Origin of the sequence: Terribium retamae (assembly GCF_022347545.1) — a bacterium.
Taxonomy (GTDB): Bacteria; Pseudomonadota; Alphaproteobacteria; order Rhizobiales; family Rhizobiaceae; genus Mesorhizobium; species Mesorhizobium retamae.
In genome coordinates, this window is sequence record NZ_JAKREW010000002.1 from 228,492 (window position 1) to 242,305 (window position 13,814).

At 62.1% G+C, this 13,814-nt stretch carries 17 protein-coding genes; 10 read left to right on the forward strand and 7 right to left on the reverse strand.

Annotated elements, in window-relative coordinates:
- Positions 1-29 precede the first annotated feature (29 nt).
- On the reverse strand, positions 30-746 hold the full coding sequence (locus L4923_RS04560; RefSeq protein ID WP_239362372.1) for a uroporphyrinogen-III synthase: 717 nt from the start codon (positions 744-746) through the stop codon (positions 30-32).
- Positions 747-772: 26 nt separating this feature from the next.
- Entirely contained in the window at positions 773-1,699 is a 927-nt protein-coding gene (hemC, locus tag L4923_RS04565; RefSeq protein WP_239362373.1) for a hydroxymethylbilane synthase, read from the reverse strand.
- Between the two features lie 105 nt (positions 1,700-1,804).
- Between hemC and tsaD the strand changes: the two genes are divergently transcribed.
- The 5 genes from tsaD to L4923_RS04590 are packed head-to-tail and all read left to right on the forward strand — an operon-like array spanning position 1,805 to position 5,343.
- Positions 1,805-2,908, forward strand: coding sequence for a tRNA (adenosine(37)-N6)-threonylcarbamoyltransferase complex transferase subunit TsaD (tsaD, locus tag L4923_RS04570; RefSeq protein ID WP_239362374.1), 1,104 nt, complete (start codon positions 1,805-1,807; stop codon positions 2,906-2,908).
- A complete protein-coding gene (locus tag L4923_RS04575) occupies positions 2,905-3,903 on the forward strand; it encodes an NAD(P)H-dependent glycerol-3-phosphate dehydrogenase (RefSeq protein ID WP_239362377.1) in 999 nt (332 codons plus the stop codon). The genes tsaD and L4923_RS04575 overlap by 4 nt, the downstream gene beginning before the upstream one ends.
- A gap of 24 nt (positions 3,904-3,927) precedes the next feature.
- A complete protein-coding gene (locus L4923_RS04580; protein WP_239362380.1) occupies positions 3,928-4,224 on the forward strand; it encodes a YciI-like protein in 297 nt (98 codons plus the stop codon).
- 37 nt (positions 4,225-4,261) lie between these two features.
- Complete coding sequence (locus L4923_RS04585; RefSeq protein ID WP_239362381.1) at positions 4,262-4,687, forward strand: EVE domain-containing protein; 426 nt, start codon at positions 4,262-4,264, stop codon at positions 4,685-4,687.
- Positions 4,688-4,737: 50 nt separating this feature from the next.
- A complete protein-coding gene (locus tag L4923_RS04590) occupies positions 4,738-5,343 on the forward strand; it encodes a class I SAM-dependent methyltransferase (protein ID WP_239362482.1) in 606 nt (201 codons plus the stop codon).
- 9 nt (positions 5,344-5,352) lie between these two features.
- Here the strand turns inward: L4923_RS04590 and L4923_RS04595 are convergent, their stop codons facing one another.
- Positions 5,353-6,303, reverse strand: coding sequence for a LysR substrate-binding domain-containing protein (locus L4923_RS04595; RefSeq protein WP_239362382.1), 951 nt, complete (start codon positions 6,301-6,303; stop codon positions 5,353-5,355).
- A gap of 134 nt (positions 6,304-6,437) precedes the next feature.
- Between L4923_RS04595 and L4923_RS04600 the strand changes: the two genes are divergently transcribed.
- Positions 6,438-6,686 carry a hypothetical protein gene (locus tag L4923_RS04600; protein WP_239362383.1) on the forward strand — a complete coding sequence of 83 codons (249 nt, stop codon included), beginning with the start codon at positions 6,438-6,440 and terminating at the stop codon, positions 6,684-6,686.
- A 15-nt stretch (positions 6,687-6,701) separates the two neighbouring features.
- Here the strand turns inward: L4923_RS04600 and L4923_RS04605 are convergent, their stop codons facing one another.
- Positions 6,702-7,286 carry a L,D-transpeptidase family protein gene (locus tag L4923_RS04605; protein WP_239362384.1) on the reverse strand — a complete coding sequence of 195 codons (585 nt, stop codon included), beginning with the start codon at positions 7,284-7,286 and terminating at the stop codon, positions 6,702-6,704.
- Between the two features lie 107 nt (positions 7,287-7,393).
- On the opposite strand from L4923_RS04605, the gene L4923_RS04610 reads away from it, so the two are divergent.
- From L4923_RS04610 to L4923_RS04625, 4 genes are all read left to right on the forward strand, one after another.
- Complete coding sequence (locus tag L4923_RS04610) at positions 7,394-8,077, forward strand: response regulator transcription factor (protein ID WP_239362385.1); 684 nt, start codon at positions 7,394-7,396, stop codon at positions 8,075-8,077.
- A gap of 224 nt (positions 8,078-8,301) precedes the next feature.
- Positions 8,302-8,757 (forward strand): cyclic nucleotide-binding domain-containing protein, encoded by a 456-nt coding sequence (locus L4923_RS04615; protein ID WP_239362386.1) that lies wholly within the window; start codon positions 8,302-8,304, stop codon positions 8,755-8,757.
- Between the two features lie 17 nt (positions 8,758-8,774).
- The gene (locus L4923_RS04620; protein ID WP_239362387.1) at positions 8,775-9,092 is read left to right on the forward strand and encodes a hypothetical protein; all 318 of its coding nucleotides are present in this window, start codon (positions 8,775-8,777) and stop codon (positions 9,090-9,092) included.
- Positions 9,013-9,270 carry a GNAT family N-acetyltransferase gene (locus L4923_RS04625; protein WP_239362388.1) on the forward strand — a complete coding sequence of 86 codons (258 nt, stop codon included), beginning with the start codon at positions 9,013-9,015 and terminating at the stop codon, positions 9,268-9,270. The genes L4923_RS04620 and L4923_RS04625 overlap by 80 nt, the downstream gene beginning before the upstream one ends.
- A gap of 7 nt (positions 9,271-9,277) precedes the next feature.
- Here the strand turns inward: L4923_RS04625 and L4923_RS04630 are convergent, their stop codons facing one another.
- The 3 genes from L4923_RS04630 to L4923_RS04640 all read right to left on the reverse strand — a co-directional run bounded on the left by L4923_RS04630 (position 9,278) and on the right by L4923_RS04640 (position 13,739).
- Positions 9,278-10,081, reverse strand: coding sequence for an exodeoxyribonuclease III (locus L4923_RS04630; protein ID WP_239362390.1), 804 nt, complete (start codon positions 10,079-10,081; stop codon positions 9,278-9,280).
- 188 nt (positions 10,082-10,269) lie between these two features.
- Positions 10,270-10,959, reverse strand: a complete 690-nt coding sequence (locus tag L4923_RS04635; RefSeq protein WP_239362391.1) for an outer membrane lipoprotein carrier protein LolA — start codon at positions 10,957-10,959, stop codon at positions 10,270-10,272.
- A gap of 65 nt (positions 10,960-11,024) precedes the next feature.
- Entirely contained in the window at positions 11,025-13,739 is a 2,715-nt protein-coding gene (locus tag L4923_RS04640) for a DNA translocase FtsK (protein ID WP_239362393.1), read from the reverse strand.
- Positions 13,740-13,814: the final 75 nt, after the last annotated feature.

A 13,814-nucleotide genomic window follows, 5' to 3' on the forward strand; every position in this document is an offset into this window, starting at 1 on the left:
GTGAAAAGGGGCGGTATGATGAAGCAGCCTCAATCCGGCGCGCCGAGCAACGTCAATAATGCATCTTCGTCCGGCCGCCCGGCGATCGCGATTCGGCTCGGAAAACCGGCGTTCAGAGCCTGCGCAACACGTGCCGAGAGCGACAGCACACGCGTTTCCTCAAAATAACGCGCCAATTCGGGCCGCTGCACCAGTGCCGAATAGGCCTGCGCCGCCTTGGCGGAATAGAGCAACGCCGCAGCCACCGGCTGGCCTGCAAGATGTGTCGCCGCCACTTTGCCAGGATAGTCGATCGGCACGGTGTCGTAGGTCTCGATTGCCAGCACTTTGACGCCCTGTTCGGCCAGAAATGCCTCGAAATCAGCAGAGCGGACACGACCACACAGATAACCCGCGGTTCTGCCGAAGAGCGAGGGCGCGATCCGTTCAGCCAGTTGCCTGGCATCGCCCGATCCTGTTTCGGCGACATAAAGCCCGGCAGAGCGCGCGGCATCCGCCGTCTTGGGCCCGACGACGTGGCAAGGCAGGTCCGCGAGTTGCTGCAGCACATTCGACGGAGTGTGGCGAACGGCATTGGCGCTCGTCACCAGGAGGGCAGCCATCGCATTGGGCGACGTTTCCAGGGTGACTGGCAGTGTGCGTGTTTCGGAAAGCGGCAGGACCACCGGTTCGAAGCCGAGTTCGCGCAGCCGCGCAGCCGTTCGGCTGGCGCCGGGCTCCGGACGGGTTACCAGCACGCGTTTCATTCAGCGCCGTTTCGACTGGACGATCATCAATTCCAGCCGTCGAAGAAATGTGCGCCGGCCCGTGCCCGTACGTCCGCGCCGGCTTCGGTGCCGATGGCAGCCGCGTCCTTGCCGAGCCCGCTTCGCGCCACTTCGCGGACATCGCTGCCGTCGGGCGTCAGGATCATGCCCGAGAAAGCCAGCTTGTCGCCTGTGACCGTCGCGTAGCCGGCGATCGGCGTGCGACATGAACCGTCAAGCGCCGCGAGGAAGGCACGTTCGCAGGCCAGCGCTTGCCCAGTCGGGATATCATGGATCGCAGTCAGCAGGACGCCGGTCTCCGCATCGCCGATACGGCTTTCAATGCAGATCGCACCTTGTCCCGGAGCCGGCGGGAACGACTCCAGCGACATCACGTCGGCAGCGACATGCTCCAGATCAAGCCGTTTAAGCCCTGCCAGAGCCAGGATGGTGCCGTCGGCGACACCCTCATCCAGCTTGCGTAGCCTCGTCTGCACATTGCCTCGGAACAGCACGACATCGAGGTCCGGCCGCATGCGCCGAATCAGAGCTTGGCGCCTGAGTGACGAGGAACCGACCTTGGCTCCTGCCGGCAGGTCGACGATGCGGCCTGCCTTGCGGCTGATGAACGCTTCGCGCGCGTCTTCGCGCGGCAGGAAAGCGGATAGCTCCAACCCTTCCGGCAGCATCGTCGGCATGTCCTTGGATGAGTGCACGGCGATGTCGATGCGCTTGTCGAGCAGCGCTTCTTCGATCTCTTTGGTGAAAAGTCCCTTGCCACCAGCTTCCGACAGCGGGCGATCCTGGATGCGGTCGCCACTGGTCGAAATGACGACCACTTCGAACGCCTCTTCCGGCAAGCCATGCGCCGCCATCAGCCTGTCGCGCGTTTCATGCGCTTGCGCCAGCGCCAACAGGCTGCCTCGGGTTCCGATCTTCAAGGTTGTTTGCATCAAGCGCGGTCCGTGATAACCCCGGCTCGGAGCCTGAGCTCCGGATATCCAGCCCTCTCCTAACGGGGAAGTGGCGCATGGGCAATCATCGAGGTTTGCGGCGAATTGATCCGCGTTCTGGGTATAGAGACGAGCTGTGACGAAACAGCGGCCAGCGTCGTGGCGCTGGAGGGCACTTCCGCGCCGGAAATCTTGTCCCCGAAAATCCTCTCAAACGTCGTGCTCAGCCAGATCGCCGAACATGCGGCATTTGGCGGCGTCGTGCCCGAGATCGCCGCGCGCGCCCATGTCGAGGCTTTGGACGGCATCATCGAAGCCGCGCTTGCCGACTCCAACACCAGCCTCGACGAGATCGATGCCATTGCCGCGACCGCCGGTCCCGGCCTTGTCGGAGGCCTGATCGTCGGTCTGATGACGGCGAAGGCCATTGCAGGTGCCGCCGGCAAGCCGTTGCTTGCCATCAACCATCTCGAAGGCCACGCGCTGACCGCCCGACTGACCGATGGTCTTTCCTTCCCCTACTTGCTGCTTCTGGTCTCGGGCGGCCACACCCAGATCGTGCGCGTCGCCGGCGTCGGCGACTACCAGCGCTGGGCCACCACCATCGATGACGCGCTGGGCGAAGCGTTCGACAAGACCGCAAAGATGCTCGGCCTGCCTTATCCGGGCGGCCCCAATGTCGAGAAAGCTGCCGCGAAGGGGGATCCGGCCCGCTTTGCCTTCCCGCGACCAATGAAAGGCTCCGCTCAGCCTGATTTCTCCTTTTCCGGTTTGAAGACTGCCGTACGCCAGGCCGCCCAGGCGATCGCGCCGCTGACCGAACAGGATGTCGCCGACATCTGCGCCTCGTTCCAGGCTGCCGTAGCCGATGCACTTGCAGACCGCGTTTCGCGCGCTCTGATGCGCTTCAAGGTGGAATTCCCGCAGGAAGAACAGCCCGCTCTCGTCGTTGCGGGCGGTGTTGCGGCCAATCGGATGATCAAGACGACACTGGAAGAACTCTGCGACGAGACAGGTTTCCGCTTCGTCGCGCCGCCACTCAAATTGTGCACCGACAATGCGGCAATGATCGCCTGGGCGGGCATTGAACGCCTGAATGCCGGTTTCGAGGAAGAGAACGCCTTCGATTTCGTGCCGCGCTCGCGCTGGCCGCTCGATGTGGTTTCGGCGCCGGTGATTGGGTCAGGCAGGCGAGGAGCCAAGGCATGAGCGAACCGCAGGCCGTTGGCCGCCATATGGCCGTCCTGGGCGGGGGAGCATGGGGTACCGCGCTGGCCCAGGCCATGCTTCGTGCGGGCCACAGAGTGTCATTGTGGGCTCGCGATGCCGAAATAGCTGCGGCGATCCGCCAAGGCGAGAACCCGCGCTATCTGCCCGGCATCGCCATCGACCAGGGGATCGAGGCAACCACATCCCTTGCCGAGGCGCTTGAAGGAGCCGATTGCATTCTGGCCGTCACGCCCGCGCAGTCGTTGCGCCAGGTGCTCAACGAGGCTCGGCAGCACATCGCGCCGGTCATACCGATCGTGCTATGCGCGAAAGGCATAGAACGCGACAGCGGCGCACTGCTTTCGACCATCGCCAGCGAAATCCTGCCCGGCAATCCGATCGCTGCCTTGTCCGGGCCGAGTTTTGCCACCGACGTTGCCAAGGACCTGCCGACTGCTGTTGTTGTCGCTTCCCGCGATGAAGCGCTGGCGGCCGAGCTTGCCGCGCTGTTTTCCGCGCGCAATCTGCGCTGCTATTCCAGCGACGATCTTGTCGGCGTGGAAATCGGCGGCGCGTTGAAGAATGTTTTCGCTCTCGCCGCAGGCGCTGTAGCGGGCGCGGGCCTCGGCGCCAGCGCGCAGGCTGCCATGGTGACGCGCGGCTTTGTCGAATTGCGCCGCATTGGTGCGGCCTTTGGTGCCAAGCCGGAGACGCTGATGGGCCTTTCCGGCCTGGGCGATCTGATGCTGACCTGTTCCTCGGTGCAATCGCGTAATTTCGCTTACGGATTGGCGATGGGGCAAGGCGAGTCGCTTGCCGACCGCCCCTTGGCCGAAGGGGTGCCGACGGCGGCGATTGCCGCTCGCCTTGCCGCCGAACAGGGCATCGATGCGCCGATCATCTCGGCCGTCGCCGCCATACTGGAAGGCGCCATCACCATCGGGGAAGCCGTCTCCATGCTGATGACACGGCCCCTGAGGACGGAAACCGACTAAACCGAAACTGACCGAGGAGCCACGATGCTGTTTGCACTGATCTGCAAGGATAAACCCGGCCACCTCCAGGTGCGTCTCGACACGCGCCCAGATCACGTCAACTTCCTCAACGGGTTGAATGCCGACAAGAAGCTGGCCTTCGGCGGCCCCTTCCTCGACGCCGACGGCAAGCCGAACGGTAGTCTTGTCGTCATCGAAGCTGCAGATCTTGCCGCCGCGGAAGCGGTCGCTGCGGCCGATCCCTATGCCAAGGCGGGTCTGTTCGAAAGCGTTGACATCAAGCCCTGGAACTGGGTGTTCAACAAACCGGCCGAAGCCTGAGACGGCAAAAGATACATCCGGCAGCAGAGGGACCACGATGAACTATTGGCTCTTCAAATCCGAACCGTTCAAATTCTCCTTCGACATGCTGAAGGAAAAGGGCAAGGCCGGCACGCAGTGGGATGGCGTGCGCAACTATGCGGCGCGCAACAATATGAAAGCGATGCAGATCGGCGATCTCGGCTTCTTCTACCATTCCAACGAAGGGCTCAACATCGTCGGCATCGCCGAAGTTTGTGCGCTTGCGCATCATGACACCACGACCGACGACCCGCGCTGGGAGTGCGTCGACATCCGCGCGGTGCGCGATGTGCCGACCCCGCCGACACTGGCCGATATCAAAAACAACCCGAAACTGTCGGAAATGGCCCTGGTAAGGCTCGGCCGGCTGTCGGTTCAACCGGTGACGCCCGAGGAATGGAAGGAAGTTTGTCGCATGGGCGGTCTCAATCCCGCACCGTGACGCTGACACCGCAGACCGCCGAGCGCTTCATTCTCGACAACACGGCGCTAATGGCCCCGCCGCATGTGCCCGAAATCGTGCTGCGCCTCGCCGACGAGGCGCATGATTTGTGGCGGCGCACCGAAGAAGAATTGGCCGAAATCGGGCTGCCTCCGCCCTTCTGGGCCTTTGCCTGGGCCGGCGGCCAGGGATTGGCGCGCTATGTCCTCGACCATCCAGACGTCATCCGCGGCCGCCGCGTGCTGGACTTCGCCTCAGGCTCCGGCCTGGTCGCCATCGCGGCGATGAAAGCCGGCGCGGTCTCAGCCCAGGCCGCCGATATCGATCCGTTCTGCGAAACCGCGATCCGCCTCAATGCCATGGCCAATGGCGTGACGGTTGGCTTCGACAATCAGGACCAGATCGGCATCGACAGCGGATGGGACGTGGTGCTCGCCGGCGACGTCTTTTATGAAAAACCTTTCGCCGACCGTCTCCTGCCGTGGTTCTCCGTACTGAAGGCTCGCGGGGCCGACATCCTGGTCGGCGATCCCGGCCGCGCCTACCTGCCTAAGACGGGCTTCGAGCGGCTGGCGACCTATGAAGTGCCGGTAACGCGGGCGCTGGAGGATTCCGAGGTCAAGCGTACGACTGTCTGGCGTTTCGCTGAAGCCTAAGTCGCTCGGCTAGAATTCGTCCCAAGGTCGCGGTGCAGCATCGGCCAACGGCGTATGCGCTTCGGCCAGGATCCAATCCTTGAAGGCGACAATACGCGCATCCTGCGCCGAAGCTTCCGGATACACCAGGAAATAAGCGAATTCCGGCGGCACCTTGATGCCGAGTTCAAAGGGCCGCACCAGCCGGCCTTCCGACAAATCGTTGGCGACCATGGCAAAATCGGCCAACGCCACGACATTGCCGCCTGCGGCGGCCGCGATCGCGTCGGTGGACGTCGTCATCACCACGGTGCGGCTGTCGTCGAAATCCTCCACGCCGGCCGCCGCCATCCACATGCGCCAGTTCGGCCAGACGATGCCCTGGCGAACCCATTCGATGTGAACCAGCGTGTGCTTGAGCAGATCGCGCGGTTCGTTGAGCGGCGGACCTTGCCGCAACAGCTCAGGACTGCAAACCGGAATGATGACGTTTTCGAACAGCCGGGCGGAGCAGAGCCCCGGATATTTCCCCGTGCCGAAGCGGATACCGATATCGACGTCGTCCCGATCGAAATCGCGCACGTCATAGGTGATGTCGAAACGCAGATCGATGTCAGGATGAAGCTTGCGGAAACCATCGACACGCCGTAACAGCCAGCGTGTGGCGAATTCCGCGCTGGCGGTCACCTTCAGCTGCTCCGTTCCACGGGACAGTTTTTTTGCCTTGGCGACCGCCCGGTTGAGCGTTTCCAGCGCGTCCGTCGTGGCATCCACGAGCGCCAATCCGGCCTCCGTCAGCCGGATCGTTCGACTGGTGCGGGTGAAGAGGACCAGGCCGAGTTGATCCTCGATCTCCTTGATCTGATAGCTGACGGCGGCAGGCGTCAGCCCGAGTTCATCGGCCGCGCGGGTGAAATTGAGATGGCGTCCTGCCGCTTCCAGCGTCCGCAAGGCACGGGTTCCAGGCAGCAGGCGGGACATGGCTATCTTCAAGCGCCCCTTGATGATCCAGCAAGAACTACTCGTTTCCCTCTTTGATTTCAACGAGAGATACTGGGATCAGTCAAAAATTGCCAAGCGAGACTTAAGGTTTCGCTCTTTGAAAGAACACCGTCATGTCCGTGATTGTCCTGAAATCCCAGCCGCTGCGGCCGAGCCGCATTCAGCCCGTGTTGGACTGGCTGCGCCAGGCGCGCGTCGCAGCATCGCTCCCCTTGCAAAATGCCGAAGCTCTCTCCGATTCCTACCTGCGAGACATCGGTCTGCGTCGCGAAGACGTTGCCCGCCCAGTTGCGGAGGAACCACAGCGCCTTGGTCTGCTCGATCTGGGCTGGCAAGCACCCCAGCGGCCGAAGCGCCGCTGAGGTTTTGCCTACCCTTCAGCGCACAACCTTCATCACCGTGCGGTTCGACAGCAGCGGCAGCAGCCGTGCCATGGTCTGAGCGGTCACCGCCACGCAACCCTGCGTCGGCGTAAAGCCCGGCCGCGACAGATGAAAAAAGATCGCGCTGCCGCGCCCGCGGCGGCGCGGCGCGATATTCCAGTCGAGCACAAGGCAGGCATCGTAAAGCCGGTCGTCCCGCTTCATTCGCTCATGGCTGGCGCCATAAGGTATCCTGACCGGCCTATTGTAGTTGCGATCGTCCGGCACCTCACACCAGCCAAGGTCCGGACCGATGGGCATCATCACAAGTCGTGTACGCCGCGCACCGGCGAACTGGTCGTTGCGGAAATAGCCGGACAGAATGCGCATTGCCGCCAGTGGCGTCGCACCGTCGCCTTCACGCTTGTTTGAAGAGATGCCTCCCCTGCCCAACGCGCATGGAAAAACCAGGTTTCCGGCCTGCAGCAGCCCCTTGGTGCCATCTCCAGGACGAGCCCGCACCACCAGTGTTCGAAGACCTGTGCGCAAAGAACGGCCCGCCCCATTGCGTGCACGGTTTTTCGGATATGATGCAGTCATGGAACAAATTACCGTGATCGGCTGTTTAAGGCGACAACATCCGCATACACGGATGCCGGTCGACGACACAGCTATCATTTTGTAATTTTGAAACAACGGATTGATCCATGACTTCACGCACCATTCTGGTTGTCGACGACGACGAAGACCTCCGCACCACACTGGCAGAGCAATTGTCGCTCTATGAGGAATTCGACGTCCTGCAGGAGACAAGTGCGGCAAAAGGCGTCGCGACGGCACGCAGCGGCATGATCGACCTTTTGATCATGGATGTCGGCCTGCCGGACATGGATGGGCGCGAAGCGGTGAAGATCCTGCGAAAAGGCGGCTACAAAGCACCGATCATCATGCTGACCGGTCACGATACCGATTCCGATACGATCCTGGGGTTGGAAGCCGGGGCCAACGACTACGTCACCAAGCCGTTCCGCTTCGCCGTGCTGCTTGCCCGCATCCGCGCGCAGCTGCGCCAGCATGAGCAAAGCGAGGACGCCACCTTCACGGTGGGACCCTATACCTTCAAGCCAAGCCAGAAACTTCTGATCGATCAGCGCGGCGGCAAGGTCAGGCTGACCGAAAAGGAAGCCTCCATCATCAAATACCTCTATCGTGCCGAACAGAAAGTGGTGACCCGCGACGTGCTCCTGGAGGAAGTCTGGGGCTACAACTCCGGCGTCACCACCCACACACTGGAAACGCACGTCTATCGCCTGCGCCAGAAGATCGAAAACGATCCTTCGAACGCGGCGATCCTGGTCACCGAAAGCGGCGGCTACAAACTGGTTCCCTGACGCGGTGCAACGCGCCCATGTCTCGTAAACGGCCGGGATTTCCCGGCCGTTTCGTTATCGGCAGGGCAGCCGGCAAAAGCCGCTTTTCTCGCGCCGCTCCCCTGTCCGAACAGATTCTGTTAAAGGCTCTATATTATTGGTCAATTAAGTGTAGTTGACCGGATGGCGATTTGGGTGGGGTCGCGCAACGGAGGGAATGACCTGTCGGTCCGGGGACATAACTGATGGCGCTGGATGACGACATCCGCATCCTGTCCGCCGTGGGGCTCTTCGAAGGCTTCACGTCGGAACAGCTGCGCCTGCTTGCCTTCGGCGCCGAAACCACTTCGCTGCCGGCGGACAGGAAACTCTATCGCGAAGACGACGAGGCGGATTCGGCCTATGTCGTGATCAGTGGCCGCATCGCCCTTTATCGCGAAGACGACAGCAACCATGTCGTCATCGGCACTGCCGGACCCGGCGCGATCCTCGGCGAGCTGGCATTGATCGCCGATACAAAACGCCTGACCAGCGCGTCTGCAGCCATCGATTCTCAGGTTCTGCGCCTGAACCGCAAGATGTTCCGGCGCATTCTCGAGGAATACCCCGATCTTGCCGTACAATTGCACCAGCGCATCGTCAAAGAATTGCAGGCGCTGATCGAGCGCATCGAGGGCCTGGCGCCGCGCTTCGGTGGGTAGGCCCAATGGAAACACCTATGAGCGCGACTTTTCATCTCGTTCGCGGCGGCGCTGACGATCTGCCATTCATCATGGCCACCGAACGGCTGGATGGATACGACCGGCTTGTCGGGCGCTGGGAGGAGCAGCGGCACCGCGATGCCCTCGTCGACGGCAGCCACGCCTATTTCCTCGGATATGACGGTCCGAAACCGATCGGTTTCGCCATGCTGCGTTTCTGGAACGCGGCCGAGCGTACGACGCTTGTGCGCCGCGTTGCCGTCGTCAATCCGGGCCAGGGGTCAGGGACGACGCCTGCTCGCCGCCGTCGTTTCCCATGCCTTCGAGGTGACTAATGTCCATCGCCTGGTCATCGGCCTGTTTCCGGACAATCTGCGCGCCCGTCGCATGTATGAGGCAATCGGCTTCCAGGCTGAGGGCATATCGCGCGGCAGCGCCTATTTCGGCGGCGAACATCGCGATGAGTTGGTGATGTCGCTTCTGCGCCCCGAATGGCAAGCGGCGAACGCCTAGACGCCTCTTACAGATCGAAGCGCGCAATCACCGGTACATGATCGGATGGGCGTTCCCAACCGCGTGCATCGCGCAGGATCTCATATCCCGTGAAGGCTGGCACGAGGTTGTTCGAGGACCAGATGTGGTCGAGGCGGCGGCCGCGATTCGAGGCCTGCCAATCGGCGGCTCGATAGCTCCACCAAGTATAGATCTTCTGCTCTGCGGGCACATTCAAACGCATCAGATCGGCCCAGGCACCCTGCTTGCGCATCGCCTCGAAACTCTCTGTCTCGACCGGCGTGTGGCTGACGACGTTGAGCAACTGCTTGTGTGACCAGACGTCGTGTTCGAGCGGAGCGATGTTGAGATCTCCCACCAGGATCGAGCCCGCGCCGTCGTTTTCGTCGGCGCGGACGGCATTCATCTCCTGAACGAAATCGAGTTTGTGCCGGAACTTCGGGTTGATTTGGGGATTGGGTTCGTCGCCCCCGGCCGGCACGTAGAAATTGTGGAGCAAGATCTTCCTGCCGCCGGCTTCGAAACGCACAGAGATATGCCGGCTGTCCTCGATCTCGCAGAAACGACGCTTTTCCACGATCTCGATCGGCCGCCGGGCGACCGTGGCGACCCCATGGTAGCCCTTCTGCCCATGGATGGCGATGTGCTCGTAACCCAGTTTGCGGAAAGCGGCCGCCGGAAACAGGTCGTCCGGACATTTGGTTTCCTGAAGGCAGATGATGTCGGGATTGCGCTCTGCAATCAGCTGCTCGACCAATGGCATGCGGAGCCTGACCGAATTGATGTTCCAGGTCGCCAAAGTAAAGGCCATGCGCGTTCCGAACCCGTGCCCGTCAAGCCGGGGGCTCAAGCGAAGGCATCAACTGAGACTAAGAGTGCGCGGAACCTGCCAGTCGGCGCCGCCAAAGACAAGCCGGCACGCCGCATGCGATGACGACGCGCGGAATTTCCACAGGGGATCCGGGGAATCGGCAACCGGAAGCGACTGCCGGATATGGTTTAGCGCATGCCCTTCTTCGCGTTGAGCTCACGATTGGCGGTATAGTCGATCTTGAAGGTGTCGGGTGCGAACGAGACGCCTTCCTTGGTGTTGAAGATCATCACCGTGGTGTCCTTGCCCTGCGCATCGGTGATCGTCCACTGACGCAGCTCATAGGTCTTGGGATCGAACATCATGGTGATGGTCGCGTTGCCAAAGACCTGCCTGTCCGACAGCTTGATGGTGGTGAGGTCTTCTTCTTCCTTCACGCTTTTCACACGGTCGCCGGACAGGTCGATCCTGTCCTCGAGGAGAAGCTTCAGCGGCGTCTTCGACAGCGGGTAGAGATCGGACGTCTGCAGCTTCTTGTTGAGCAGAACGACCGATTCGCCATCCGAGATCACTTTGAAATTGTTGGCGCCGTCATAGTTGAATCTGATCTTGCCAGGGCGTTCCATGAAGAACTTTCCGCCCGTCTGTTCGCCTTTCGGACCGAATTGCACGAACTCGCCCGTCATCGACTTCACCGCCGAAAAATGATCGGCGATCTTCTGGGCGGCAGGCGGGACGCCCGCCTGGGCCGCCGCCATGGGCATGAAGGCCGGCACGGCATTGGCGGCGGCGGCACCCGCCACCATCAAACCAAACCCGAGCAACCGCCGCCGCGTCATGGCGAGGCTGGCTGCAGTTGCAAAAAGGTCGTCTTTCATGCCACTTTCTCTCGTCTGTTGTTCCGTAAGGGTGAACCCTCAGTTGGGCTTTAGTTTGACCGCCCTCAGAACTTGTCTTCTTCCGTTGGCACCAAGATCTCGCGTTTGCCGGCATGGTTGGCCGGACCGACGATGCCTTCCTGCTCCATCCGCTCGATGATCGAGGCGGCACGGTTGTAACCAATGCCGAGCCGACGCTGGATGTAGCTGGTCGATGCCTTGCCGTCGCGCAGCACCACGGCGACTGCCTGATCGTACGGATCGTCGGACTCGTCGAAATTGCCACCGCCGCCACCACCACCGGAACCGCCGCGACCCGACGGTTCGTCGTCGCCTTCGTCGTCGTCCTCGGTGATGGCATCGAGATATTCAGGCACGCCCTGAAGCTTCAGGTGCTGCACGACCTTCTCGACTTCGTCGTCGGCGACAAATGGACCGTGCACACGCTGGATGCGGCCGCCGCCAGCCATATAAAGCATGTCACCCATGCCGAGCAGCTGTTCCGCACCCTGTTCGCCCAGGATGGTGCGGGAGTCGATTTTCGACGTCACCTGGAACGAGATGCGGGTCGGGAAATTGGCCTTGATCGTGCCGGTGATGACGTCGACTGACGGACGCTGCGTTGCCATGATCACGTGGATGCCGGCAGCACGCGCCATCTGCGCGAGGCGCTGCACGGCGCCTTCGATGTCCTTGCCGGCGACCATCATCAGGTCGGCCATCTCGTCGATGATGACGACGATATAGGGCATCGGCTCGAGATCGAGATCCTCGGTCTCGTAGATCGCTTCGCCGGTCTGACGGTCGAAGCCGGTCTGCACGGTCCGCGAGATTTTTTCACCCTTCTTGTCGGCTTGCGCGACGCGCTGGTTGAAGCCGTCGATGTTGCGCACACCGACCTTGGACATCTTGCGGTAGCGATCCTCCATCTCGCGCACGGTCCATTTCAGCGCGACCACGGCCTTTTTCGGATCGGTGACGACGGGGGTGAGCAGGTGCGGAATGCCGTCATAGACGGAGAGCTCCAGCATCTTCGGATCGATCATGATGAGGCGGCATTCTTCCGGCTTCAGCCGGTAGAGCAGCGACAGGATCATGGTGTTGATGGCCACCGACTTGCCGGAACCGGTGGTACCTGCCACCAGCACGTGCGGCATCTTGGCGATGTCGACGATGACCGGCTCGCCATTGATGGTCTTGCCCAGCGCAAGGGCCAGCTTTGCCTTGCTATCTTCGAAATCGCGGCTGGCCAGGATCTCGCGCAGATAGACCATTTCGCGCTTGGCGTTTGGCAGCTCGATACCGATGGCGTTGCGGCCAGGCACCACCGCGACGCGGGCGGCGATTGCACTCATCGAGCGAGCGATGTCGTCGGCCAGGCCGATGACACGGCTCGACTTGATGCCGGGGGCCGGCTCGAGCTCGTAGAGGGTGACAACCGGACCCGGCCGGACATGGATGATCTCGCCCTTGACGCCGAAATCCTCCAGCACGCCTTCCAGCAGCCGCGCATTCTGTTCGAGCGCATCCTTGGAGAGACTTGGATCGCGGGCCACACTCTTCGGCTCCGACAAGAAATGCAGCGACGGCATCTCGAAACTGCTCGACGCAATCAGCGAGGTCTGTGCCTCACGCTGCACGCGGGCACCCTGCTGAGGCCGGGGCGCCGGTGCTTCGACACGGGTCGCGGCATCGGAGCGGAAATTGCGCACCTGTGTGGTCGGGGCAGCGCGCGCAGCAGGCGGCGCGTCCATATAGGCGTCATCAGCCTCGAAGTCGGCTGTGTCGAAATCGCCATTGTCGAAATCGTCCCTTCCGAAGGGAGCCGCTGCGGGATCAACCGATGGATGACGATCGTTGACCATGGCAGCAAAGAACTCCGGTTCGACCCGGGCGCGCCCTGTGGAGCTCATACGGGCTTCGGCAAGCTCCGCCGATTCGACCCGGTCGGCTGCCCGACGCCAGGCGCTCCCTTGCGTCGGCATCTCGGCAAAATCGAATTCGCCTTCTTCTTCCCGCCGACGCGCGGCGGCCCGGCGATGCAACCAGGCTCGGAACGACAACCACCAATGGGTGACGGCGCCCAGTGCCAGCAACCCACCATTGCCGTCATCGTCTTCCTCGTTCTCGAACAGGATCGCGTCGCGATCCTCTTCCTTCTCGCGACGCTTCGGCTCCGGCTCTTCCATCACGGCAAAGCCATTCGTGCGGGAAATCAGAGCCGAGCCATAGGCAAACAGCCACAGCGCCGGCGCCACCAGGAGCACTGCAATAACGGTCGCAGCAACGCCCGTTGGATAACCGCCAAGGAAAATGCCGGGTATTTTCAGCACCATGTCGCCGAACACGCCACCAAGACCGCTGGGTAGGGGCCAGGTCTTGGGCGGCACGACACAGCCGGCCATGCCTGCGACAAGCAGGGAGAAACCGAACCACGAAATGCCGCGCCGCGGCATCTTGTCGACACCGCGCGCGGAGAAAAGCAGGAATCCCCAGATCACCGCAGGGACCAGTCCCGCGACTGCCGAGAGACCGAAGAACTGCGTGGCAAGATCGGAGAACACCGCGCCTGGATAACCCATGGCGTTGGTGACGGCATTGTCGGTGGCATGCGAGAAGGACGGGTCGGCGACATTCCACGTCGCCAGCGCGGCCACGCCGAAGACGACGAAAATGAACAGCGCGCCGCCAATGAGCCTGCCGGCCTGCCGTCGCAGGAACGCCTGGAACCCGTGCCCGGTGCCAGTCAGCGCGAGCGGTGCGGATGCCCCTGAACGCATGCATTTCCCCGTCTGTCGTTGCCTGAGCCGGATGCAGGACGCATTCCGGCAGATTCGGGGCCCAGACTATCGGGG

Excerpts from the sequence above, each read along its gene's own strand:
- L4923_RS04635 (WP_239362391.1), bottom strand. The coding sequence starts at position 10,959 with ATGAAAGACGACCTTTTTGCAACTGCAGCCAGCCTCGCCATGACGCGG.
- L4923_RS04600 (WP_239362383.1), top strand. The coding sequence starts at position 6,438 with ATGTCCGTGATTGTCCTGAAATCCCAGCCGCTGCGGCCGAGCCGCATT.
- L4923_RS04610 (WP_239362385.1), top strand. The coding sequence starts at position 7,394 with ATGACTTCACGCACCATTCTGGTTGTCGACGACGACGAAGACCTCCGC.
- L4923_RS04630 (WP_239362390.1), bottom strand. The coding sequence starts at position 10,081 with ATGGCCTTTACTTTGGCGACCTGGAACATCAATTCGGTCAGGCTCCGC.
- L4923_RS04620 (WP_239362387.1), top strand. The coding sequence starts at position 8,775 with ATGAGCGCGACTTTTCATCTCGTTCGCGGCGGCGCTGACGATCTGCCA.
- L4923_RS04585 (WP_239362381.1), top strand. The coding sequence starts at position 4,262 with ATGAACTATTGGCTCTTCAAATCCGAACCGTTCAAATTCTCCTTCGAC.
- L4923_RS04640 (WP_239362393.1), bottom strand. The coding sequence starts at position 13,739 with ATGCGTTCAGGGGCATCCGCACCGCTCGCGCTGACTGGCACCGGGCAC.
- L4923_RS04580 (WP_239362380.1), top strand. The coding sequence starts at position 3,928 with ATGCTGTTTGCACTGATCTGCAAGGATAAACCCGGCCACCTCCAGGTG.
- L4923_RS04595 (WP_239362382.1), bottom strand. The coding sequence starts at position 6,303 with ATGTCCCGCCTGCTGCCTGGAACCCGTGCCTTGCGGACGCTGGAAGCG.
- hemC (WP_239362373.1), bottom strand. The coding sequence starts at position 1,699 with ATGCAAACAACCTTGAAGATCGGAACCCGAGGCAGCCTGTTGGCGCTG.
- L4923_RS04590 (WP_239362482.1), top strand. The coding sequence starts at position 4,738 with ATGGCCCCGCCGCATGTGCCCGAAATCGTGCTGCGCCTCGCCGACGAG.
- L4923_RS04615 (WP_239362386.1), top strand. The coding sequence starts at position 8,302 with ATGGCGCTGGATGACGACATCCGCATCCTGTCCGCCGTGGGGCTCTTC.
- L4923_RS04605 (WP_239362384.1), bottom strand. The coding sequence starts at position 7,286 with ATGACTGCATCATATCCGAAAAACCGTGCACGCAATGGGGCGGGCCGT.
- L4923_RS04575 (WP_239362377.1), top strand. The coding sequence starts at position 2,905 with ATGAGCGAACCGCAGGCCGTTGGCCGCCATATGGCCGTCCTGGGCGGG.
- L4923_RS04560 (WP_239362372.1), bottom strand. The coding sequence starts at position 746 with ATGAAACGCGTGCTGGTAACCCGTCCGGAGCCCGGCGCCAGCCGAACG.